The organism is Motiliproteus sp., assembly GCF_965230735.1.
Lineage (GTDB): Bacteria > Pseudomonadota > Gammaproteobacteria > Pseudomonadales > Balneatricaceae > Motiliproteus.
The window spans coordinates 1,393,784-1,415,885 of record NZ_OZ246016.1; the positions used below are offsets into that span (position 1 = coordinate 1,393,784).

A 22,102-nucleotide genomic window follows, 5' to 3' on the forward strand; every position below is an offset into this window, starting at 1 on the left:
GGATGAAAGTTTGGTGACAGTGAACAAGCAGGGGTTAGGGTTGGCCCTGGATAACGCTGAGCTGGGTTGTTTTGTAAGCCGAGGGAAACCGTACTTTAACGGTGCTGGCTGAACTGGATATTGAGGGCGTCGTGACGCCAGTACTCGCGGTCGTACTCGATCAGGATGCCATCCTGGTTGAAGGTGCGGCGCCGGATTAGAAAGCAGCTGCCACCGACCGGTGCCTGCAGCAGTTGGGCCTGGTCGGCGTTGAGACTGGCGATGCTGATATCGATCTTAACCTGGCTGAAACGCTGCCGGTAATGTTGCCGCCACAGTTGGGTCAGCGACTGATCCAGCGGCTGGTGCAGCAGCTCGTCAAACAGATCGGAGCGAAGCAGAATCTGCTCCAGGTAGAGCGGTCGACCGTCGATCCCGCGCAACCGATCCAGCACCACCAGCGGACTGTTCTCGGCGACTTGCAGATCAGTCGCTTGCTCGTTATCGGCGCAGACGGCACGGCGTGAAAGCTCCCGGGTGAAGGGGGTGAAGCCCTGCTCCAGGGCGTATTCGGCGAAATGACTGTCCCGGCTCGGATCGTAATTGAGCTTGGGGGAGGTGACGAACCAACCGCGCCGGTTGGAGCGGTAGATCAGGCCGTCGGACTCCAACCGTTTCAGCGCCTCGCGAACCGTGACCCTGGAGGTTTGTAACTGCTCACTGATGCCGCGTTCGGAGGGCAGCTTGGATTCGGCTGACCATTCACCGCTGCGGATATGCCGACTCAGGTATTCGATCACCTGCTGGGTGGAGACATGGGGTTTGGCTGTCGGCATGGTACAGGGGGCTCGGTGGCTACGGCGATGCTGGTTGAAACGGCTGTGGGCTATTAGAGCAGAACCGGATCATCGGAGAAACGTTTTCGACGAGGAACCGATTGGCCAGCATCACGCTGGCGGGTAATGAATCAGGTTATGAAACACCGCCGGTTTGTCGCCCAGATTGCGGTAGCCGTGGGGTCGGTCGGCGGCAAAACGGATAGCCTCGCCCTGTTGCAGCGGGCGCCATTGTCCCTCCAGCAACAGCTCCATCGTACCTTCGATCACCATCACATGTTCGGTGACGCCGGGCTCGTGGGGTTCGGACTCGCGCTGGTAACCGGGCAACAGGGTCAGTTCGAACAGTTCGAAACCGAACTGGGGGTCAAACGGAAACAGCGGCGCCACCAGCATCTGATCCTGAGTCGGCTGTTGCCGCAGTTGACTGGCCGAGCGGACTTTACCGGTCTGGCCTGTCGCCGGTTCGATCAGGCTCGACATCGAGCGGTGAAAACCACCGGCCAGCTTCCAAAGTGTGGCCAGGGTCGGGCTCGACTCGCCCCGTTCGATCTGTCCCAGCATCGCCTTGCTGACCCCGGTTTCGCCGGCGGCGCGGTCGAGACTCCAGCCGCGCTCTTTGCGCAGCTGACGTAGGTTATGACCCAAATTCTGTTCCGGCGGTTGTTCAGTGTGACTCATTAGCGCTCGGGCTGCTCCGGTTAAGTGGTTGTCGATTGTTGTGCGTTATAGCGCACGGTGCTAGGCTTGTCCACATTGTGCGTTATAGCGCACAACTGTTTCGGTTACGAACAACGTTCGGTTACGCGGTTACTTGAGTTAAGTGGGGGGCAAGCCTATGGCCCGGTTTTTCAGTCTGTCGTATCTGTCGGCCGGCCTGGTGGCGGTGCTGGTCGGTTATACCAGTTCGGTGGTGATCATCTTTCAGGCGGCCGAGGCGGCCGGTGCCAGCCAGGCCCAGATCGGCTCCTGGCTCTGGGCCCTGGGGATTGGCATGGGGGTGACCAGTATCGGGCTGTCGCTGTATTACCGCACCCCGGTGCTGACGGCCTGGTCGACGCCGGGCGCGGCCTTGCTGGTGACCGGGCTGGGGGACTTCTCGTTGTCCCAGGCGATCGGGGTGTTTCTGTTCAGCTCGCTGCTGATCACCGTCTGCGGGCTGAGCGGCTGGTTCGAGCGTTTGATGCGGTTGGTGCCGCAGTCGCTGGCGGCGGCGATGCTGGCCGGGGTGCTGTTGCCGTTTGGATTGGCGCTGTTCGAGGGGCTACAACAGCAGACCCTGCTGGTGGGATCGATGCTGTTGGCTTACCTATTGCTGCGGCGCTGGTTACCGCGCTACGGCATTCCGTTAACCCTGCTAGTTGGCGTGTTGGTGGCGATGCAGCAGCAGTTGTTGCAGTGGCAGCCGTTGCCCTGGGTGCCGGCCGAACCGGTCTGGGTCAGCCCGGAATTTAATCTGCAGGCGTTGATCGGGGTCGGAATTCCACTGTTTATCGTCACCATGGCGTCGCAGAATGTCCCCGGCGTAGCGGTGCTGCGGGCCAACGGTTATCCGTTGTCGGCTTCGGGGCCGGTGGGTTGGACCGGCGTGACCGGTTTGGTGCTGGCACCGTTCGGCGGCTTTGCCTTCAACCTGGCGGCGATCACGGCAGCGATCTGTATGGGGCGCGACGCCGGAGAAAACCCGCAGCAGCGTTACATGGCATCGGTCTGGGCCGGGATCTTCTATCTGTTGACCGGGCTGTTCAGCACCGCCGTGGTGGTGCTGTTCGATACCTTTCCGTCCGAACTGGTGATGGCGATCGCCGGGTTGGCGCTGTTGGGTACCATCGGTAACAGCCTGGCAGGCTCGCTGGCGCAGGAAGAGGGGCGAGAGGCGGCGTTGCTCTGCTTTCTGATCACCGCGTCCGGTATCAGCCTGATGGGAATCGGCAGTGCTTTCTGGGGCTTGTTGATCGGCTTGTTGGCTCACCACCTGGGGCGGCGTTAGGGCGTTTAGCGGGTGGAGGTTGATCCGGGCTTCCTTAAATAAGGAGGCCCGGATCGACTGAAAGCGGGTTATGCCGCGTGGGGCAGCATCGAAGGTTCGGTGTCAGCTTGCTGCTGTTTGCGGCGCTGCCGTTCGGGAAAGAACTCATCCAAGATGGAATCCGGGAGTTCATTATCCGGATCGAGTTTTTCGGCGTACCAGGAAAAGATCAGCACGGTGCCGACCAGTAACAGAAACAGGCTGTAGCCCAGTAAAATAATCAATAAGTTAGCCATGGTTAAAGCATTCCGATTTTGAGGCTCTATAACATCCGTGCGGCTCATCGGAGACCAGACTCAAGCCGAAGGGTGGTCAGCTTTGGGTGAGTCGCAGGAGGATTTGACGCCTTTTCACCTAGGCTTTCGTTGATCTATGTCAGTTATTTCTGCGGATTTGAGAAATTAGGGTTTAGTCAGGCAGATATTTTGATCTTCCTCAAAAAATTATTCTGCTTCGTCGGTTGTCCTATAGTTTGAATTACTGCTGATTGTCCTTATCTATAAGCGTTCGTCATACAGGAACAGAGTTCCCGGACTGTTGTCCATATCGGGGCTGATATCCTGAACAGGACTGCGCTGGTACGCCCGGGCGGTCCCTAACGTTTTTTTCTTTGAGGTAATCCATGCACCATGCCGACTGGTCGGTCGAACCGATTCTTGAGTGGTTGATGGGGGAGGGGCGTCGGCTGCGATGCCCTGGTGAATTGACCGAACAACTGGGCCAGCAGCTGTTGGCCAGCGGTTGTTCCGTGGCTCGGATCCGACTGAGTCTGCGAACCCTACACCCGTTGGTCAGCGGCAGCAGTTTTACCTGGTGGCGGGACCAGAACCTGGTTGATGAGTATCGACCGCCCCACAGTATCCAGCAGTCGGACGACTATCTCGGCAGCCCGGTTGAGTACGTGCAAAACACGGGTCGACCGATCCGTTATCGACTCGACAGTGTCGAGAAAACCAAGCAGGGCCACAGCCTGCTACGGGATCTCTATGATGACGGCATCCGCGACTATGTCGCGTATCCGATGTATCAGGTCCACAGCGACAGCTATACCGTTTTTATCCTGGCCACCGACAACGACGCCGGTTTCAGCGAGCAGGCGTTGGCGCAGCTGGAAAAGCTCAGCCGCTATCTGGCCCCGGTGATGGAAGTGCTGTCGCTGGACAGCTCCGCCAAGGCGTTGTTGAACACCTACCTGGGGCCGCGATCGGGTCAGCGGGTACTGGATGGACAGGTACAGCGCGGTGACGGCGAGGTGATCGAATCGGCGCTCTGGTACAGCGATCTGCGTAACTTCACCGCCATCAGCGAGCAATTACCTCCGCCGCAGCTGTTGAAACTGCTCAACTGCTATTTCGAGAAGATCAAAGCCGCGGTCAGCGAACATGGCGGCGAGATCATGCGCTTTATCGGCGATGCGATGCTGATTATCTTCCCCGCCGACGAGAGTCGTACCCCGCAACAGGCGTGTTGGGATGCGCTGGCGGCCGCCAAAATGGCCCAACGGCTGGTTCGTGAAGCCAATGAGGAACTTGGTTCCGAGGGGATGCCCGAGATCCGCTACGGCCTGGGGCTCGATCTGGGACGGGTGATCTACGGTAATGTCGGCGCGATCGATCGGCTCGACTTCACCGTGATGGGCAACGCGGTCAACCGCGCGGCCCGATTGCAGGAGCTGACCAAGACCAACGGCTTTCCGCTGATCACCTCCGAAGCCTTCGCGGCACAGTTTGCAGAGCGCGATAGCTGTCGGTTCGAATCCTGCGGTCGGATAGAACTGAAGGGGATTGCCGAGCCGGTCAAGGCGTTCGGGATGAATTATTAAGCCGGAGTAAGTAAGCCGGAGTAAGTAAGCCGGAGTAAGTCAGCCGGTATAAGAAGCCGGTATAAGAAGCCGGTTTAAGCGGTCTGGATCAGGCTGGGGCGTCCCAACGCACTGGCCTGACCGCCGTGCTGCTGTAGATAATCCTGAATTCCCATGTACGACGGCCAGCGGTTGTCGCACCAGTCCGGCGCCAGCAGGGTGGGACGACGGGCGGTGGCGGTAACCCGATGCAACACCACCTCCCAGGGGGTGCGGCGGATCATCTCGCCGGCGGTACGGATATAGTCATCCATCTCCAGTGCCTGGATCTCCCCCCGTTTCCATTGTCGCGCCATCTGACTGCCGCGCACGATATGCAGCGGATGCAGTTTCAGTCCTTCGCAGCCTTCCTGCAGCACCCGCTCCAGGGTGATCAGGCTTTGCTCCGGCTGTTCCCCCGGCAAACCGATAATCAGGTGGGTGCAGACCTTGAGCCCATACTGATGGGCTCGACGGACCGCGTCCTGGTAGGCGGCAAAACCGTGGCCGCGGTTGATCCGTTCCAGGGTCGAATCGAAGGCGCTCTGAAGCCCCAGCTCCAGCCACACCTCGGCCCCTTGCTGCTGGTATTCGGCCAGCAGTTGCAGCGCCGAATCCGGAACACAGTCCGGCCGGGTGCCGACGCACAGGCCGACGATATCGGTGACCTGCAGCGCCTCCTCGTACATCTGCTTCAGCACCGCCACTTCGGCGTAGGTGTTGGTGTAGGCCTGGAAGTAGGCCAGGTACTTCTTGGCCCGCATTCCCGGTTTGCTGGTTTCGAGCTGATCGCGAATGCTCAGCTGGGTATTGGTCTTGGCGCTGAACGAGGCGTTGTTGCAGAAGGTGCAGCCGCCCAGGCCCAGGCTACCGTCGCGGTTGGGGCAGGTGAAATCGGCATCGATAGTCAGCTTATGGACCTTGTGGCCGAAACGCTGTTTCAGGTCCCGGCCGAGAGAATTGATCAGATTGTCCGGCTGCATCGCCCGCTCCCTGTCGAACCTATCGCGTGGTTATTTTGTGAGCGGCGATTCTAGCAACGGACGAAGCCGTTTAGGGGGACGCTCGAGGGTTAAATCGAGCGCAATTGTTGCAGGTCAAATCCAGCCGGGAGTCCCTCCCCGGTCAGAGCCGGGGGCGCTCAGCCCTGTGCCTTGGCGATAAACTCGGCCAGGGTGAGGCCGAGCTTCTGGTGCTCGGATTGGTCGAGGTGAATGCCGTCGATCGGGCTGGCATGAATCAGCGGGTTGCTGTCGAAAAACAGGCAGTCCTGTTCCTGCGCCAGCTTTTGCAGCTGCTGATTGAAGCCACGACTGCGCTCGGCGGCGCCGACGAATTTGTCCGCCATCGCGCCCTTGGGCTGCCTGATCACCGGTGGGGCCACCAGCAGGATTGGCGGCACCGGCATCCCCGGTTCGATCGGGGCCTGGCGGATCGTGTTGATCAGCTTGGCGTTGCCCTGGACCGACATCACCGCATCGAGGCTGTGGGTGCTCTGGAAATCGTTGTTGCCCAGCATCAGAATCACCAGGCTCAACGGCGAGTGCATCTCGATCACCTGAGCCAGCCCGTCGGAGCCGTCACGGCCGGGTTTGAACGGATCGTCCCAGGCGGTGCGGCGACCGTTGAGGCAGTTTTCGATAACCCGAACCGAGCGACCCTGGCTTATCAGGCTCTGCTCCAGCACGCCGGGCCAGCGCTGTTCAAACGCGAGTCGGCCACGGGTGCCGGGGATGATGCCCCAGGACAGGCTGTCGGAATAAACCAGAATCTGTTCCATCGAGTCGTCTCCTTGTTTATCGGGCCCCAGCGGCGGTCAACGGCTATTTGAACAACAGCGGGTAGTCGATCTGCTGCAGATAATCGGCTTCCTGTTCCAGGTTGGTTCGGGTCAGCGGGTGCTCATCGAGCCAGCCTTCCGGGAACTTCAGCTTCATCCGGTCTTCGCGGAATTTAAGTTTAAACGAGGGTACCTGTTCCGGCAGGCGGGTCTGATTCAGCAGCACCGCCAGACGCAGGATGGTGCACAGGGCCAGCAGCACCTGGCGGCGCATCGGCCGGAAGCGCTCCAGCTCCAGCAGCGGCAGTTTGCGCCGGTGTCCGCGTACCAGCAGCGCCAGTTGCAGTTGTTCGCGCTGGCTGAACCCCATCAGGTCGGAGTGCTCGATCAGGTAGGCGCCATGTTTCTGAAACTGGCTGTGGGAGATCGCCAGCCCGGCTTCGTGCAGACGTGCAGCCCAGCTGATCAGGCTGCGGTAGCGATCGGTATCGAACGGGGTCTGAGCCAGGCATTGCAGGGCGGTCTGCTCCACCGCGGCGGCATGGTCGCCGTCGATATGGTAGCGCTGCATCATCGCGCTGATGGTGCGTTCGCGCACATCTTCGTGGCGGCGGCGACCGACCAGATCGTACAGCAGGCCTTCCCGCAGGGCGCCGTCGGAGTAGCGCAGCTCGCTGATCTTCAAGGCTTCGAAGATCGCGATCAGGATCGCCAGACCACCGGGCAGCACCCGGGCGCGCTGTGGTTTCAGCTGCTCGAACTCGATCGCATCGACGGTTTTAAAATCCTGCAGCATCTCTTGCAGCTTCTTCAGCTTCAGCAGGGTCAGATGCTGCGGGCCGGTGGGATCGAACTGGCACAATCGCAGCAGCGCCTTGGCGGTGCCGGAGGAGGCGACCGCATCCTGCCAGCCGAGCTTGCGGTAGCGCTTGCGCAGCGTCAGCAGCTCCAGGTGGGCGGCGTGGATGGCGCGCTTGAAATTCTTGTTGCTGAGCTTGCCGTTGGCGAAATAACGACGGGTGTAGGAGACGCAGCCCATGTGCAGGCTCTCCAGCTCCACCGGTGAGAAGCGCTGACCGATAATCATCTCGGTGCTGCCGCCACCGATGTCGATCACCAGTCGGCGCTCGTCGTCATCGGCCAGCGAATGAGCCACGCCCAGATAGACCAGACGGGCCTCTTCACGACCGGAGATCACCTCTACCGGGCAGTCGAACAACTGCTCGGCCTGCTCGATAAAGTCCATCCGGTTGCGGGCGGCCCGCAGGGTATTGGTGCCGACCACACGGATCTGTTCGCGGGGGATACCGGCGACCCGCTGGGCAAAACGTTCCAGGCAGGCGATGCCGCGCTGTTGTGCCTCTTCGCTGAGCTGGCGGTCGCCGTCCAGGCCGGCGGCCAACTGGACCTTCTCACCCAGCCGGTCGATCGGCTGCAGCTCATCCTGAACCTGTCGCGCCACGATCAGGTGGAAGCTGTTGGAGCCCAGGTCGATGGCGGCGTATTGGGTCGAGAGCTGATCCTGATCCTGTTCGGGATGCAGGTTGTCGGTGTCGCCGTTACTGCGTGAAAAGGACGGGTCGGTCATAGGCTAAGGCTGTCGCTGCGATTGGATTAAGGCCGCTATCGGACACAAATTCGGGCCAGTGTATCAAAAGCCGTCAGCCAGTTGGCATGCAAAGTGGCAGCTAAAGCCTTAGCCGATGCTGCTCTCCGGCGGCTGTCATCAAGTTGTCACGGCGGAGTCATCCCGGCGACACAAGCGCGCCTTAGGCTGACCAGCCATGCAGAATCCGATTATGTCATCGTTGGTGGACGCCTCATCATTGGCGGAAAACGCCGAGCCGAGCGAACCGTCCACCCACCGCGCCGCCACCCACTACCGCACCATCTGGATCTCCGATACCCACCTGGGTACCAAGGGTTGTCAGGCGGAGAAGCTGGCGCGCTTCCTGAAAAAGAACAGCTGCGATCAACTCTATCTGGTCGGCGATATCATCGACGGCTGGCGGATGCGCAAGGGCGGCTACTGGCCCCAATCCCATACCAACGTGATCCGCCGCATTCTGACCCTGGCCAAGCGAGGCACCCGAGTCACCTACGTGATCGGCAACCATGACGAGTTTCTGCGTCGTTACGACGAAGAGAGCTTCGGTAATATCGCCCTGACCAACGAGGCGATCCACCAGACCGCCGATGGCCGCGAGCTGCTGGTGATCCACGGCGATCAATTCGACACCGTGGTGCGCTGTCACAAATGGGTGGCCCACCTGGGCGATGTGGCCTACGAAAGCCTGCTGGTGGTGAATCGCTGGTACAACCAGCTGCGGCGGTTGCTGGGTTACGAGTACTGGTCGCTGTCGGCGTTTTTGAAGCACAAGGTCAAGCGGGCGGTCAGTTACATCACCGATTACGAAGAGATTCTGGCCCATGAATGCCGTCGGCGCGGGCTGCACGGAGTCGTCTGCGGCCATATTCACCACCCGGAAATGCGCACCATCGACGAGATCGAGTACCTCAACTGCGGTGACTGGGTGGAGTCCTGTTCGGCCCTGGTCGAGCTGGACGACGGGCAGATACAACTGATCGACTGGCAATCCATAGAACGGAGTTCAAAAGCATGGCGCAAGGCGGGATGAAGACGCTACTGATCATTACCGACGCCTGGTATCCCCAGACCAACGGGGTGGTGACGACGCTGAATCGGATTATGGAACTGCTGGAACCCAGCGGTATCCGCACCGAAGTGATCCATCCCGGTCTGTTTAAAACCCTGCCGACGCCGGGCTATGCCGAAATCCGGATGGCCTGGAATCCGTGGAAGTTTGGTCGCTTGTACCGGGAGATCGATCCGGACTACGTCCATATCGCCACCGAAGGGACCATCGGCTGTTGGGGCCGTCGCTGGCTGCTGAAGCGCAAGATTCCGTTCACCACCTCGCTGCACACCCGCTTTCCGGAATATATCAACGAGCGTCTGCCGATCGTGCCGGTCAGCTGGGGGTACCGCTTCCTGCGCTGGTTCCATCGTCCGGCCCGCACCACCCTGGTTACGACCCAGAGCTGCATGGAGGACCTGGCCGACAAGGGCTTCAGCAATATGCGGGTCTGGGGCCGTGGCGTCGATGTGGAGGCCTTTGCGCCGCTGCAGGATCGCGAGCACCCCTACCATGACCCGTTGCTGCTCTATGTCGGCCGGGTGGCTGTGGAGAAAAATCTACGCGCGTTTCTGGACCTGCAGCTGTTCGGCAAGAAAGTGGTGGTCGGCGATGGCCCGTCGATGAAGGAGCTGCAGCGCGAATACCCCGACGTGGTCTTTACCGGCTTCCGCTACGGCAAGGAGCTGGCCGACGAGTACGGTCGCGCCGATGTGTTCGTGTTCCCGTCGCTGACCGACACCTTCGGCCTGGTGATGCTCGAAGCCATGGCCTGCGGTACACCGGTGGCGGCCTATCCGGTCTGTGGCCCGATCGATGTGGTCGAAGAGGGGGTTAACGGCGCCTTGGATGACGATCTGGAGCTGGCGGTCAAACGGGCCCTGAAGGTGCCGCGGCAACAGTGCCGCGAGTACGCCGAGAACCACAGCTGGCAGCGCTGCGCCGAGATCTTTGCCGAGACCCTGGTGCCGGTCGATGCCGGCCGATCGATGGCGACGGCGGTGCTGCCGGACTGAGCTCGACCATTTCGCTCCCGATCCCGTTGGACTATGCTGCCGCAGTAAGGCAGGCATTAAGGACGATAGTCGGGTCTGCCCGGATTGTGATTGTCTGAGCCAGGGAGCAGCAACCATTGAACCTTCGAGACGCAATTTCGTCCCTTTTACGACCGGCAGTGATGTTCGGTGCGGTACTGGTTTCCACCGCCCAGGCGGAAGCGCCGCAAACCTTCGTCAAGCAGCTGACGCTGGGTGATGGACGTGTGGTGGTGATCAGTGAAGGCCCGGGGGAGCCGCGCAGTCTCGGCTCCTTCAGCGTGCGCCTCTACAGCGGTGCCAGTCCGCAGTTTCCGTTGGATGATTTTGTCGGCGGTCAGATCTATCCCCGCGACGGCACGATCGAATCGGTCAGGCTGGTTGATGAGTTGCCCTATCTGCTGCAGGTCGAAATTCGCAGCGCCGGCAGTGGCGGCTATCGCAACGACTGGCAGTGCGGCTTCGTCGATAACCGGGTGTTCTGCCAGCCGCTTCCCAGCGCTGCCGTTGAAACGGACTAGAGCGCCCCTTCGTCCTGCAGCAGGGCAAAGATCGACTGCGCCAGCTGCCGATAACCTTCGCGGTTGAGGTGGATCGGATCCGATTTCAGCGACGGGCTGCGCAGCAGGTCCGCAATCACCTCGCCATCGAACACCAGTTGATACTCCTCGGCCAGCTCTGAATAGAACGGCGCCGAATCGGAGAACAGTGATTTCTGCGGCACCCCGATCAGCACCGTCGGGATTCCCCGATTATCGGCCAGCTGGATCATCGCTTTCAGGTTGGCCTTGGTCTGGGCCGCGGGATGGTTGCGCAGAATATCGTTGCCGCCTTCGATCAGAATCAACAGATCGGGATGGGTCTGATCCAGCAGTTGCGGCAACCGCGCCAGCCCCCGGTCGGTGGTCTCTCCGGAGACACCGGCATTGATCACGCTGACACCGCTCAACTGCTCCAATACTTTGGGATAGCTGTTGGCCGAATGGGTGCCGACTCCCACCGTCAGGCTGTCACCAAAGGCCAGAATCGTGGCGTCAGCGGGCAGCGGCTCCAGCTTGGATTCACCGCAGCCGCTAAGCAGCAGCGCCAGCAGCAGGCCCAGCATTCTTAGGGGCAACAGGCCCAGCACTTTCAGTGGCTGCAGGGGCAGCAGTCGCAGGGTCAGCAACTGAGGATGAAAGCGGGATAGCATCATGGGATGTCAGCCGCGGTTGCACGGGATTGGTCGTTCATCGGGGGCATTAGCGTTCCACCATGGCCAGTTTCACACCCATTGCCACAAACACCCCAGTGAAGCTTCGTTGAATCCACTGAACCAGCGTTGGCGATGCGGATAAGTAGTGGCGGACAAAATCAGAAAACAAACCGTAGACGATGAAAACCGCTAAGGTCATGCCCATAAAGATGGCGCTGAGCAACAACATGCTTAACACAGCGGAGCCGGCCTCGGGTGGGACAAACTGAGGGATGAACGCCAGAAAGAAGATGGATAGCTTCGGATTCAATATGTTGATGAGGAAGGCTCTGACAAAGATCCTGCTCGCCCCGGTGGCTTTCGGGGCATTGTCCAGGGCAATCACACCGGATTCCTTCCACATGGCCCAGGCAAGGTAGGCTAGGTAAGCCACACCCATATACCTAAGGACTTCAAAGGCAACGCTGCTGGCATGAAGGATTGCGGCAAGTCCAAAAATACTGGCCACCAGATGCGGAATAATTCCAGCAGTACAACCCAGGGCCGCAAAAATACTGGCCCGTTTTCCCATCGTCAGCCCTGTCGATACGGTAAAGAGAACCCCCGTACCCGGCAGTAAAACCACAACCAGAGAAGTGACTAAGAACTCAAAACTCACTATATCGATGTCCATCTAGCAGGGATGGTTATAAGCCATAACGCCCGGCTCATCGGCGAGCGAAGCGAGCCCGGTGGAGGCCGCAGGCCGGAACGTAATGCAGCCGCTTGTTAAGTGATTCACCGATCATAACTGGGTTCACTCAGTTCAATAGGGCGAGTGTTTTTTGAAACCCATTTGACAGCAAATTTTTGAAGCTGTCTCGTTTCATCCATTAAAACATCAATATCAGATACCAGCCCTTTTAGAGTTAATATCTCGTCGTTTTCTAGTGAATTATGAGATGCAATATGCTTGATGTAAGCATTACACATTTGACGATAGGCTCTATCCCAGTTTCCACCTCCATTTCTTAATAGTTCATCAGCAATACGACCAGCTATACGGATTACTTCACCTTGTACAGTCAAGGCAGGCCCTTCAGATGGAATTAGATAATCCCACAGATTACTGTAGTTCTGTTCCCAAGTGTCTCCGACAAGCTCAATAGAAGATTTTCCATCATGAACTACGCGGCGTTGTACTGGGCTAACGTGATATAAGGAATATAACTTCGTTAAGGCATTGCCGTATTCGTCAATGTGATCTTTGTTGAAGTTATCCCTATGGAACTCGAATCTTTCTCCGATCTCGATAACAAATTCTCTCATCTTGGGCGTCATTTCCACACCATATTTAATGAATACTTCTGTCAAATCACACATTTGAGGAATAGCTATGTTGGAGCAACGCTGCAAACCATATTCGAGAGGGCTTAACCCAGAAGAATTCACGGCCTTAATATCGGAACCTGCTTGAAGAAGAATTTCGGCATTAGCCGCTTTGTGATAACCAGCTGCACTATGCAGAGGAGTATTACCGCTTGTATTCTTTATATTTACATCTGCACCAAGCTTGATAAGAACATCCATTTTTGGATTCCAAGAACTCGCTCTTAGGTGGAGTGGTGTATCACCATAAGTATTAGTGAAGTGTATATCAGCCCCATTACATATAAGCCATTCCGATAGCTCATCCGGGCAATCATTGAAGCCAAGTGCTGATTGTTTTCCATATCCACCATATGCGTCGATATCACACTTTTCGAAGATAGCTTTAAGTGAAGAAATATCTTCTGATTTTATGCTTTCATCGAAATCTTTAGGCAGTGTTTTTCTCTTCCTTGGCATCCTTATGCTCTCTTTTCGATGGCGGATTCATTTTCACTTAACGCCGCCAGCAGGGGACCAAAAACCAGAGCGAAGCGGCGGTTTTTTGTTCCCTCTGGCTGGCCTTGTTAGCTTTGATTTCTTAACCATGGCTCTGGATCAGAATACCTTAGTTCCACAAGGTCTTTGATTCTGTCGTAGCTCATGACCTCTATACTGTGACGCGCTTTATACATTGCTTTACGTTTATGGCCCTCTCTCGATATTTCGTCCCTACGGCCTATAAGAATGTGATAGCTATCTCGTAAATATGAGCTAGGATCGGCCAGGTAATCACCTGACATATTTGAAATGCGCTCTGAGCGAGAATAACCAAGAATATCCTTTGACTTAGCCCATTTAACTAAATCTGCTCTTATTTGTGCTTTGTGCATTTCAAAATACTCCGCCCAATCATCTACTTGCTTGATTGATCCGGCAAACCGCTGGGACGGAGTTCCTGATTTATTAAATACCGGATCATCGACGGGTTCCAGCTCAATAAACATTACCTCCCAAACCCCAGAGTAAGAATTCAGGATCACATAGTCGGCAATATACTGGCTGCCAAGAGGGAACTCACGGAATATGAATCTACAATGGCCACTCAAACGGCAAAACGTCCAGTACAGGACTTCAGGGTTTTCTTCGATGAACTTGGAGAATTCCCGCTCTCCTTTTTGAGAGTCGAGGAAGTCTGAAAATTCCTTTGGGTCTATATAATTTCCCATTATTTCCTCGTATAGCTAACATTTTAATAGTTGGCCCTTGGAAGGTAGCCCTACCTTGCAAGCTTGGGCTACCTTCCAAGGAAGGAGGGAGAAATCATGTACCGACGCAGCAAGAAGTATCAGGCCCAAGTGAGCCGGTTGGCGAACGCAAGGGCCGCCAAGGAAAGGAAACGACTGGAAGAAGCTATCCCTGCTGATCGTTGCGATCTCCCTGATCTAAGACGAGTCATTGAGATTACCGATTTCGATACCGGTACACCCGTAACCCACAGAATTGAACTATACCGCAGCAATCGAATCGATTGCTACAACGTCAAAATCGATGGGCAGCCATGGCAGCAGCGTATCGGTTGGAGTCGCGTCTTGGAGGGTTTGCGAAAGGCACTTCCCAGGCTTCGCCAATTTGACAACTAGTCTTTAATGCGGCCTTGGCTAATGCTGTGTATGTAGCTACGGCTAGAAGCTTTCGCTTACGGGTTCTCGGCGGTTTGTGTTGATTCCGGTTCGGCCAGATAGCGATTGTGTTTGGTCGGTTTGAGTTTTTCCAGATCCACCAGCACCAGGCCGTCGATACAGTAACCGAAGTCGGCGTCGACGCCGAAATCAAGGAAGCGGACGCCGCCTTCTTCGCAGACTTCGCTGTACTGTTTGTACAGGGTCGGGACGGTGCAGCCCAGGTGTTTGAGCTGCTGTTTCAGCACCTTGAAGTCCTGCTCGTAGTTGTCACCGCTGAACAGCGGGATGATCAGATCCAGGTGTTCGTCTTCGATGCAGTGGGGGCTGTAGGCCATCGCCAGTTGCTGCGGGTCGGCAAAGTAGAGCCGGTAGAAGTAGACCAGCATATCCTTGGCCAGCGCCGGGTAGCTGTTGGACAGGCTGACCGGGCCGAACATGTAGCGGATCTCCGGGTGCCGGCGCAGGTAGGCGCCGATGCCGTACCAGAGGTAGTCCAGGCTGCGCTTGCCCCAGTATTTGGGCTGTACGAAACTGCGACCAAGCTCGATACCGCGGGCGAAGTAGGGCGCCATCTCTTCGCTGTAGTCGAACAGCTCGGTGCTGTAGATCTTGTCGCGGTCGGAGCGGTTGACCCAGCGGCTGGTCTCGCCGATCCGGTAGGCGCCGACCAGTTCCAGCTCCTCCTCATCCCACAGGATCAGGTGGCGGTAGTTGCTGTCGTGCTGATCCAGATCGCGCTTCTGGCCGGTGCCTTCACCGACCTGGCGGAAGGCGATCTCACGCAGCCGGCCCAGTTCGCGCATCACCGCCGAGTCTTCACGGTAGTCGAACAGCAGGATCTGTTTGTTGTCGGCGGTGGCGCCCAGGTGGGTTGCCTGCTTTAACTCCTGCTTCAGGGCCTTGCGGTCCTGCGGGTGGGCCACGGTCTTTTCGGTTTTTAGCAGCGGTTTGCGGCCCTTGGCCAAGCGGTACAGGTGGCGCTTGACCAGCTTGTTCTTTTCGCTGTTGCCCAGCGGCAATTGATCCAGCTCCTGAATCGGGATCGGCTGGCCGACCCGGATCGGAATCTGACGGCGGCGCTGGCGGAACATCTCGTGGGCCAGCAGCAGCGACGACAGTGGGCGGTAAAGCATCGAGCTGAGGTAGAACAGCCCGGAGTTGCGGCCCCCGACATGGACCGGCAGCAGCGGCGAGTTGGTTTTCTTGGCCAGCTTTAGGTAGCTGGAGCTCCAGGCGCCATCGCGAATCCCGCCGGGCGACATCCGCGACACTTCACCGGCCGGGAAGATGATCACCGCTTCGTCCCGCAACAGGCACTGTTTGATCCGTTTCAGCTGCTGGCGTGGCGAGCCACCGGATAGGTTGTCCACCGGTAGCAGCAGCCGCTGCAGCGGGTCGAATTTCATCAGCATGTCGTTGGCGATGATTTTGACATCCTGGCGGATCTCGCCGATCAGGCGCAGCAGCGCCAGGCCGTCCAGCGCACCGAGGGGGTGGTTGGCGACCACCAGAACCCGCCCGCTGGCGGGAATATTGTTGCGATCGGACTGGCTGACCTGGTAACGGAAATCGAAGTAATCCAGCACCCGGTCGACAAAGTCGAAGCCGCGCAGCTGTTGCTGCTGCTCAAGAAAGCGGTTGACCTCGGATTCATGGAATAACCACCGCAGCAGGCCGACCGTGGGGCGACGAATCAGCGGGTTTTGCTGTAGGAACCGAGGCGACTTCTCGGCGAGCAGTTGTTCGACCTGTATCACGGTGGGCATCCATCGACATCATTGAGAAGGTCAGCCTAAGACGGCGAGATGACAGTTTTGTCGCAGCTTGATGGCACTCTGATGAAGGCCTGTGTCAATTAACCCTGATTTTTTTATGGATTTGTAATTGATCCATCGACAGTTTTGACGCAAAATTCGCCGCTTTGCTGCGATTTGCAGCGTCTAAGTCTTCGGACGGGGGGAAGCCGACGCGAAAATCGCTCTTTGGCGGCGAGGCTCCCGTTAATGAGTGATTCAAAAGCGGACGCAAGGATGATGGCTGCTTTACCTGTTGTACGTCGCTGGCCGGTGGTCATGCTGCTGGTGTTTTGGTTGGCGGGCTGTGGACAATCGCAGACGTCCGAACCGATCCGGTTGGGGGTCGTGCTGCCGCTGTCGGGGGTGTTTCAAACCTATGGACAGCTGGGTCTGAACGGCGCCACCCTGGCGGTCGAGCAGATCAACGCCGCCGGCGGTGTACTGGGGCGGCCGCTGCAGTTGGTGGTGCGTGATAATCGGACCCAGCCTGCCGAGTCGGTGCGTCTGACCCGTGAGCTGATCCAGATCGATGATGTGTTCGCGCTGATCGGACCGGTCAGCAGCGCGGCCCGGCGGGCGATGCAGGAGGTTGCGGCGCAATACCAGATCCCGCAATTCTACGGCATCGATTATGAAGGCGGCCAGTTCAGTCGCTATCTGGTTTGCTACAGCACGATCCCGGAGCACTATGTCGATCCGCTGATCCCTTACCTGCAGCAACAAAGCGACAACAGCTTCTATATCTTCGGCTATGACTACGTCTGGCCCCATCAGATGAGTCGACGCATCAGCGCCGATGTAGCGCGTCTTAACGGTCGGATTGCCGGGGTGGAGTTTACCCCATTCGGGGTGACCGACTTCTCGCCGGTACTGCAGCGGATCAAGGCCTCAGGGGCGCAGAATCTGATGCTGATCCTGCCCGGAGCCGACGGCTTCAATTTTATCCGGCAGATGCATCGTTTTGACTTCGGCCGAACCCTGAACACGGTGGCCTTCGCCGCCGATGAGACCTACCTGGATGCACTCGAACCCGAACAGAGCCAAGGGCTGCTGAGCGCGCTGCACTTTTTCAGCGACAGCGATTCGCCGCGGGTGCGCGATTTTGTCGACGACTATCAGCGCCGTTTCGGCGGACAGAGCCTGCCGACCTATTCCAGCCGTGCTCATTACGGCCAGATCTATCTGATCAAGCGCGCCCTGGAGCAGGCCGGTCGGGTCGATCGGGAAGCGATGCTCGATGCGCTGCCGGGGCTGACGCCCTATCAGGGGCAGCCGGGGCTCAAGCTGCGGGCCGATCACCATTTTGACCTGCCGATGTACCTGGGCCGCTTTGAAAAGGGGCAGCTGCGGGTGATCGAAGAGCTGGGGACCATCAGTCCCGCCGATCAGAGGCTCTGACCGATGGGGTTGCGATGGCGTATTTCGCTCTGGTTGTTGCCCTTTGCGCTGGCGGTGTTGGGGTTTATCGGCAGCTATTATCTGGCCAATCATCAGCTACTGAAAAACCGGCTGCAGCAGGCGACACAGGGAGCGTTGGTCAGCGGCAGCCGTGAGCTGAATGTGCTGCTGGAACAGCGAAGCCAGGAGTTCAAGTACCTGGGGCGGCTGATCGATGAATGTCCGGATTCGTCCGACCGGCTGAACCGGGAGCAACGCTTTGGCCTGGCGCTGGGGCAGGTCGACGGCTTCTCCGCATTGGCGGTGTCGAATCTGGACGGCCGGTTGCAGCAGCTGCTGATGTCGCCGGTCGCCAGTAACCGCCATATTCTGCCCCGCTCGGTTCAAGGGGCCTCGACCCTGACCCAGGATACCTTCAAGTCGTTGCGTCAGCGCTTACGGAGCTGGGATGAGCAGCGCCGCAGCTATCGCAGTCAGGTTCGTGATCTGCTGGATGAGCAGGCCCAGATGAATCAGCGCGGCGAGCGCAACTCCCATCGTTATCGGCAGGTTCAGGCGCAGATTGCGATGCTGCAGGGGGCGATCCAGCAACTGCCGGTGACGGTCCTGTTTGCCGGCGCGCGGGAGGTCGAGCAACTGGGGCTACCCTTTCGCGATGACACTTATCTGTTTATCCGCCCCTACCTGAACTGCGACGATCAGGTGGCGGGCTTTATCACCGCCTATCTGGATTGGACCCGGGTGGAGGACAGCCTCTATCGGACCAAACAATCGTTGTTGGGCCAGGGCTTCAGCCGGGTGGATGTGGTGCTGGCCGATATTGCCATGTCGCGCTGGATCACGGCGGCCGGCGCCCTGGCCGAGGCCGGCATGCCGCGACGGCTGGATGCGATGCTGGAAGCGGAAAATGAGCAACTGGCACAGCTCGGTTTTCTGGGCAGCGCCGCGGTGGCCGATCCGCGCCAGTTGATGCATCGCCATCGCAAGGCGATGCCGCTGGTCGGGATTCAGGGGTCGGGCCAGCGAATGCTGGCGGAGTCGGCGTCCAACTTCCGGCTGATGGTGTTTATCCACCGTGATGAGTTCGACCAGCGTGACTGGAGCCTGATTTCGCAGGCGCTGGCCTGGGGCGGGCTGGCTATCGGTATGCTGCTGGTGTTGATTGTGCTGCTGTCGAAACAGATCGCCCAGCCGATGGTCGATCTGACCGGCAGCATCCAGCGTCTGGCCCGGGGGGAGAAACTGACTTCGTCGGACAGCTATCGACGTGACGAGATCGGCCAGTTGATCCGCGAGTTCGATTGCATGGCCGAAGCGCTGCACCATAAGAGTGAGCAGTTACTGACCCAGGCCAGCACCGATTCGCTGACCGGTTGCCTGACCCGCCGGGCGCTGACCGAGGTGGCCCAACACCTGCACCAGAAAACGATCGCGACCGACGACCGGCTCAGCCTGATTCTGATGGATCTGGACCACTTTAAGCGGATCAACGACCAGTTCGGTCACGCCGTCGGCGATCGGGTGCTGGTGGCGTTCTGCGATCAGGTGCGGGCCAGTCTTCGCAGCGGTGACCAGTTTGGTCGTCTCGGCGGCGAGGAGTTTATCGTCATGTTTCCCGGTTCGGGGCTGTTGGATTGTCTGGCCATTGCCGAGCGGATTCGGCGTTCGGTCGCGGCCATGGATCTGGCCGACGAGCAGCAACGGCCGATTACCGTCACGGTCAGTATCGGTGCCTACGAATGGAAACCCGACGACAGTTTCGACCAGGCGCTGCGGCGCGGTGACGGCAAGCTTTATCAGGCCAAGGCGATGGGGCGCAACCGGATCTCGTTCTAAGCCAGGTCATGGTCAGGTCTAGCGCGCGTCCTTGGGGGTGTCCATCACCACCAGGGTCATGATCGAATCCACCTGGGGGATCTCACCCAGGACGTCGGTATGAAAGCGCTTGTAGGCAACCAGGTCGGCGGTTTCCACCCGGAGCAGGAATTCGCAGGAGCCGGTGACATTGTGACACTCGGTCACCTCATCAGCCCGTTGAATATGGGCTTCAAATTGCTGCTGGGACGCTTTGCTGTGGTTCGACAGGCCGATGGTGACATAGGCGACAAAACCAACCCCCAGCTGATTCTTATCCAGTACCGCCCGGTAGCCCTTGATCACGCCGCTGCGTTCCAGCTCCTGGACCCGCCGCAGGGTGGCCGACGGGGATAAACCGATCTTGTCGGCCAGCTCCACATTGGACTGTCTGCCGTCGAGCTTGAGTTCGCGCAATATTCGTTCGCTGTATTTATCCATAACGCAATGATGTTGTTGGTTGTGGCTTAATGGAGGCGATATAGGTGAAAAATTTACCCGTCGAATCAATAAAATGTAAAGCAGAAATCACGACGGAAGAGGTCTTTCCATGGAGTACCAGCAGCTGGTTGCGTTAGCGACCTTCGCCTTCGCATCCACTGCGACGCCGGGGCCGAATAACATCATGTTGATGACATCCGGCGCCAATGTCGGCTTTGTTCGCACCCTTCCCCATATGCTGGGGATTACGCTGGGATTCAGCCTGATGGTGTTTCTGGTGGGGGCCGGGATCATGGGCGTGTTCTCGGCCTATCCCCTGGTGCTGCAGTCGCTTCAGATCGGCTGCCTGATCTATCTGACCTACCTGGCGGTCAAGATCGCCCGCAGTCGACCCAGCGGAAGCCTGGGCTCGGACTATAAGCCGATGAGCTTCCTGGCCGCGGCCGGTTTTCAATGGATCAATCCCAAGGCCTGGTCGATGGCGCTGGCGGCGATCAGTGTCTACAACGTGTCGGCGTCCTGGCGTGGGGTGCTGATCATCGCCGGGGTGTTCGCGTTGGTGAATATCCCCTCGGTGACGCTGTGGACACTGGCCGGTCGTCAGTCCAAGGGGCTGCTGAACAAACCGAACCGGATCATTGCGTTTAACTACCTGATGGCGGGCTTACTGCTGGCTTCCACCCTGCCGATGATCGAACTCTAGCCGCTGAAAAATCCATGCTTAGCAGCCGCCAACCGTCGATCTGATTAATTTAAAAACAACAGCTTAAGGCTCAATCGCGGCACTGCAGCGGTTGATATTTATCAACCCTGTCTAGCCGGCGCTTTAGGCTGTCGGGCGCACTGAGCGGCTTGACGACGGGAGCCTGTAGGACGAGTTGGATTAGACTATTGACTGTTTGAAATATTTTACAAGGCGTTTTTTTTGATATACAAAGGCAGACCCTCTCGCTTACCCAGCCGGAGGCTATAGTTATAGACAGCGGCTTACCCAGCGGTTGTCCCCACATGCCTCAACTAACAAAAACAATGAGGACGTTATGAGCACCCAGGCTAACCGGGCTATCCATAAGCCCCAGTTTATCCGTGGTGACGCCCTGCAAATTCCCACCTACAAGGTGTTGAAGCAGGACGGGAACCTATACAAAAACGCGCAGATGCCCGATATCGATGAGGCATTGGCGCAACGCATCTATCGGGCGATGGCCCGCACCCGTATGCTCGATGAGCGCGGACTGGCTTCACAGCGCCAGGGCCGACTCAGCTTCTATATGCAGAGCACCGGTGAAGAAGCCGTGACCGTCGGCTTTGCCGCGGCACTGGATGATCAGGACATGATCATGGCCCAGTACCGCGAGCAGGGCGCACTGGTCTATCGCGGCTTCACCCTCGATGAGTTCATGAACCAGTTGTTCAGCAACGCCAAGGACCATGGTAAGGGCCGGCAGATGCCGATCCACTATGGCTCCTCCGAGCTGCACTACATGACCATCTCGTCGCCGCTGGCGACCCAGATTCCCCAAGCTACCGGCTATGCCTACGGCCAGAAAATGGCCGGCGACGGTCACTGCACCGTGGCCGTCTTCGGCGAAGGCGCGGCTTCAGAAGGTGACTTCCACGCGGCGCTGAACATGGCGTCGGTGCTGAAAGTGCCGGTGATCTTCCTGTGTCGTAACAACGGCTACGCCATCTCGACCCCGTCGTCGGAGCAGTTTGCCGGTGATGGTATCGCACCGCGGGCGTTAGGCTACGGCATGCACACCATCCGCATCGATGGTAACGACATCCTGGCGGTGCTCGAGGCGACCCGAGAAGCGCGCAAGATCGCCGTGGAGCAGAACGAGCCGGTACTGATCGAGGCGATGAGCTACCGCCTGGCGGCCCACTCGTCGTCGGATGATCCGTCCGGTTACCGCAGCAAGAAAGAAGAAGCCAAGTGGCGCGATAAAGATCCGCTTGAGCGCATGAAAAACTGGATGATCCAGCAGGACTGGTGGAGCGAAGAGCAGGATAAAGAGCTGTTCGAAGCCGAGCGCCAGCTGGTGATGGCGGCGATGAAGAAGGCTGAGAAAGTGCCGGCGCCCCATCCCGACGAGATGATCACCGACGTCTATGACACCCCGACCCCGCACCTGGAGCAGCAGCTGGCTGAACTCAAGGGGCATATCCAGCGTTACCCCGAGGTCTATCCGAAGGCTGCGGCGGCTTTAGGCTATAAGGAGGGTGAATAA

At 58.3% G+C, this 22,102-nt stretch carries 22 protein-coding genes; 10 read left to right on the forward strand and 12 right to left on the reverse strand.

Features of this window, described 5'->3' with window-relative positions; all coding sequences use genetic code 11:
- Positions 1–95 precede the first annotated feature (95 nt).
- Together ACO05M_RS06485 and ACO05M_RS06490 are read right to left on the reverse strand one after the other, a co-directional pair.
- A complete protein-coding gene (locus ACO05M_RS06485; RefSeq protein WP_421869105.1) occupies positions 96–815 on the reverse strand; it encodes a GntR family transcriptional regulator in 720 nt (239 codons plus the stop codon).
- Between the two features lie 111 nt (positions 816–926).
- A complete protein-coding gene (locus ACO05M_RS06490; RefSeq protein ID WP_421869108.1) occupies positions 927–1,496 on the reverse strand; it encodes a helix-turn-helix domain-containing protein in 570 nt (189 codons plus the stop codon).
- A gap of 157 nt (positions 1,497–1,653) precedes the next feature.
- On the opposite strand from ACO05M_RS06490, the gene ACO05M_RS06495 reads away from it, so the two are divergent.
- On the forward strand, positions 1,654–2,805 hold the full coding sequence (locus tag ACO05M_RS06495; protein ID WP_421869111.1) for a benzoate/H(+) symporter BenE family transporter: 1,152 nt from the start codon (positions 1,654–1,656) through the stop codon (positions 2,803–2,805).
- 68 nt (positions 2,806–2,873) lie between these two features.
- Here the strand turns inward: ACO05M_RS06495 and ACO05M_RS06500 are convergent, their stop codons facing one another.
- Entirely contained in the window at positions 2,874–3,080 is a 207-nt protein-coding gene (locus ACO05M_RS06500; RefSeq protein ID WP_421869114.1) for a hypothetical protein, read from the reverse strand.
- A gap of 386 nt (positions 3,081–3,466) precedes the next feature.
- Here ACO05M_RS06500 and ACO05M_RS06505 point away from each other — a divergent pair, with 386 nt between their 5' ends.
- Positions 3,467–4,666, forward strand: a complete 1,200-nt coding sequence (locus ACO05M_RS06505; RefSeq protein WP_421869117.1) for an adenylate/guanylate cyclase domain-containing protein — start codon at positions 3,467–3,469, stop codon at positions 4,664–4,666.
- Between the two features lie 74 nt (positions 4,667–4,740).
- On the opposite strand, the gene ACO05M_RS06510 is transcribed toward ACO05M_RS06505, so the two are convergent.
- The 3 genes from ACO05M_RS06510 to ppx all read right to left on the reverse strand — a co-directional run bounded on the left by ACO05M_RS06510 (position 4,741) and on the right by ppx (position 8,052).
- Positions 4,741–5,667, reverse strand: a complete 927-nt coding sequence (locus ACO05M_RS06510) for a TIGR01212 family radical SAM protein (RefSeq protein WP_421869120.1) — start codon at positions 5,665–5,667, stop codon at positions 4,741–4,743.
- 158 nt (positions 5,668–5,825) lie between these two features.
- Positions 5,826–6,464 (reverse strand): SGNH/GDSL hydrolase family protein, encoded by a 639-nt coding sequence (locus tag ACO05M_RS06515; protein ID WP_421869123.1) that lies wholly within the window; start codon positions 6,462–6,464, stop codon positions 5,826–5,828.
- Between the two features lie 43 nt (positions 6,465–6,507).
- The gene (gene ppx, locus ACO05M_RS06520) at positions 6,508–8,052 is read right to left on the reverse strand and encodes an exopolyphosphatase (RefSeq protein WP_421869126.1); all 1,545 of its coding nucleotides are present in this window, start codon (positions 8,050–8,052) and stop codon (positions 6,508–6,510) included.
- 196 nt (positions 8,053–8,248) lie between these two features.
- Between ppx and ACO05M_RS06525 the strand changes: the two genes are divergently transcribed.
- The 3 genes from ACO05M_RS06525 to ACO05M_RS06535 all read left to right on the forward strand — a co-directional run bounded on the left by ACO05M_RS06525 (position 8,249) and on the right by ACO05M_RS06535 (position 10,676).
- Positions 8,249–9,103 carry a UDP-2,3-diacylglucosamine diphosphatase gene (locus ACO05M_RS06525; protein WP_421869129.1) on the forward strand — a complete coding sequence of 285 codons (855 nt, stop codon included), beginning with the start codon at positions 8,249–8,251 and terminating at the stop codon, positions 9,101–9,103.
- Positions 9,085–10,137, forward strand: a complete 1,053-nt coding sequence (locus ACO05M_RS06530) for a glycosyltransferase family 4 protein (protein WP_421869132.1) — start codon at positions 9,085–9,087, stop codon at positions 10,135–10,137. The genes ACO05M_RS06525 and ACO05M_RS06530 overlap by 19 nt, the downstream gene beginning before the upstream one ends.
- Positions 10,138–10,298: 161 nt before the next feature.
- A complete protein-coding gene (locus ACO05M_RS06535; protein WP_421869135.1) occupies positions 10,299–10,676 on the forward strand; it encodes a PliI family lysozyme inhibitor of I-type lysozyme in 378 nt (125 codons plus the stop codon).
- Here the strand turns inward: ACO05M_RS06535 and ACO05M_RS06540 are convergent.
- From ACO05M_RS06540 to ACO05M_RS06555, 4 genes are all read right to left on the reverse strand, one after another.
- A complete protein-coding gene (locus ACO05M_RS06540; protein WP_421869137.1) occupies positions 10,673–11,350 on the reverse strand; it encodes an arylesterase in 678 nt (225 codons plus the stop codon). The two genes, ACO05M_RS06535 and ACO05M_RS06540, sit on opposite strands and share 4 nt — an antisense overlap.
- Before the next feature lie 46 nt (positions 11,351–11,396).
- Positions 11,397–12,023: a LysE family translocator gene (locus ACO05M_RS06545; protein ID WP_421869140.1), complete on the reverse strand. Its 627-nt coding sequence runs from the start codon at positions 12,021–12,023 to the stop codon at positions 11,397–11,399.
- A 104-nt stretch (positions 12,024–12,127) separates the two neighbouring features.
- Positions 12,128–13,177, reverse strand: coding sequence for an ankyrin repeat domain-containing protein (locus ACO05M_RS06550; protein WP_421869143.1), 1,050 nt, complete (start codon positions 13,175–13,177; stop codon positions 12,128–12,130).
- Between the two features lie 107 nt (positions 13,178–13,284).
- A complete protein-coding gene (locus ACO05M_RS06555) occupies positions 13,285–13,926 on the reverse strand; it encodes a Shedu anti-phage system protein SduA domain-containing protein (protein WP_421869145.1) in 642 nt (213 codons plus the stop codon).
- 96 nt (positions 13,927–14,022) lie between these two features.
- Here ACO05M_RS06555 and ACO05M_RS06560 point away from each other — a divergent pair, with 96 nt between their 5' ends.
- Positions 14,023–14,340, forward strand: a complete 318-nt coding sequence (locus ACO05M_RS06560; RefSeq protein ID WP_421869149.1) for a hypothetical protein — start codon at positions 14,023–14,025, stop codon at positions 14,338–14,340.
- A gap of 56 nt (positions 14,341–14,396) precedes the next feature.
- Here the strand turns inward: ACO05M_RS06560 and ACO05M_RS06565 are convergent, their stop codons facing one another.
- Entirely contained in the window at positions 14,397–16,148 is a 1,752-nt protein-coding gene (locus ACO05M_RS06565; protein ID WP_421869152.1) for a GNAT family N-acyltransferase, read from the reverse strand.
- 264 nt (positions 16,149–16,412) lie between these two features.
- Between ACO05M_RS06565 and ACO05M_RS06570 the strand changes: the two genes are divergently transcribed.
- Positions 16,413–17,576 (forward strand): substrate-binding protein, encoded by a 1,164-nt coding sequence (locus tag ACO05M_RS06570; RefSeq protein ID WP_421869155.1) that lies wholly within the window; start codon positions 16,413–16,415, stop codon positions 17,574–17,576.
- Positions 17,577–17,579: 3 nt separating this feature from the next.
- Positions 17,580–19,412: a diguanylate cyclase gene (locus tag ACO05M_RS06575; RefSeq protein ID WP_421869158.1), complete on the forward strand. Its 1,833-nt coding sequence runs from the start codon at positions 17,580–17,582 to the stop codon at positions 19,410–19,412.
- Positions 19,413–19,430: 18 nt separating this feature from the next.
- Here ACO05M_RS06575 and ACO05M_RS06580 read toward each other — a convergent pair whose 3' ends face one another.
- Positions 19,431–19,871 (reverse strand): Lrp/AsnC family transcriptional regulator, encoded by a 441-nt coding sequence (locus ACO05M_RS06580; protein WP_421869162.1) that lies wholly within the window; start codon positions 19,869–19,871, stop codon positions 19,431–19,433.
- A gap of 109 nt (positions 19,872–19,980) precedes the next feature.
- On the opposite strand from ACO05M_RS06580, the gene ACO05M_RS06585 reads away from it, so the two are divergent.
- Complete coding sequence (locus ACO05M_RS06585) at positions 19,981–20,574, forward strand: LysE family translocator (RefSeq protein WP_421869165.1); 594 nt, start codon at positions 19,981–19,983, stop codon at positions 20,572–20,574.
- A gap of 337 nt (positions 20,575–20,911) precedes the next feature.
- Complete coding sequence (locus ACO05M_RS06590) at positions 20,912–22,102, forward strand: thiamine pyrophosphate-dependent dehydrogenase E1 component subunit alpha (protein ID WP_114695132.1); 1,191 nt, start codon at positions 20,912–20,914, stop codon at positions 22,100–22,102.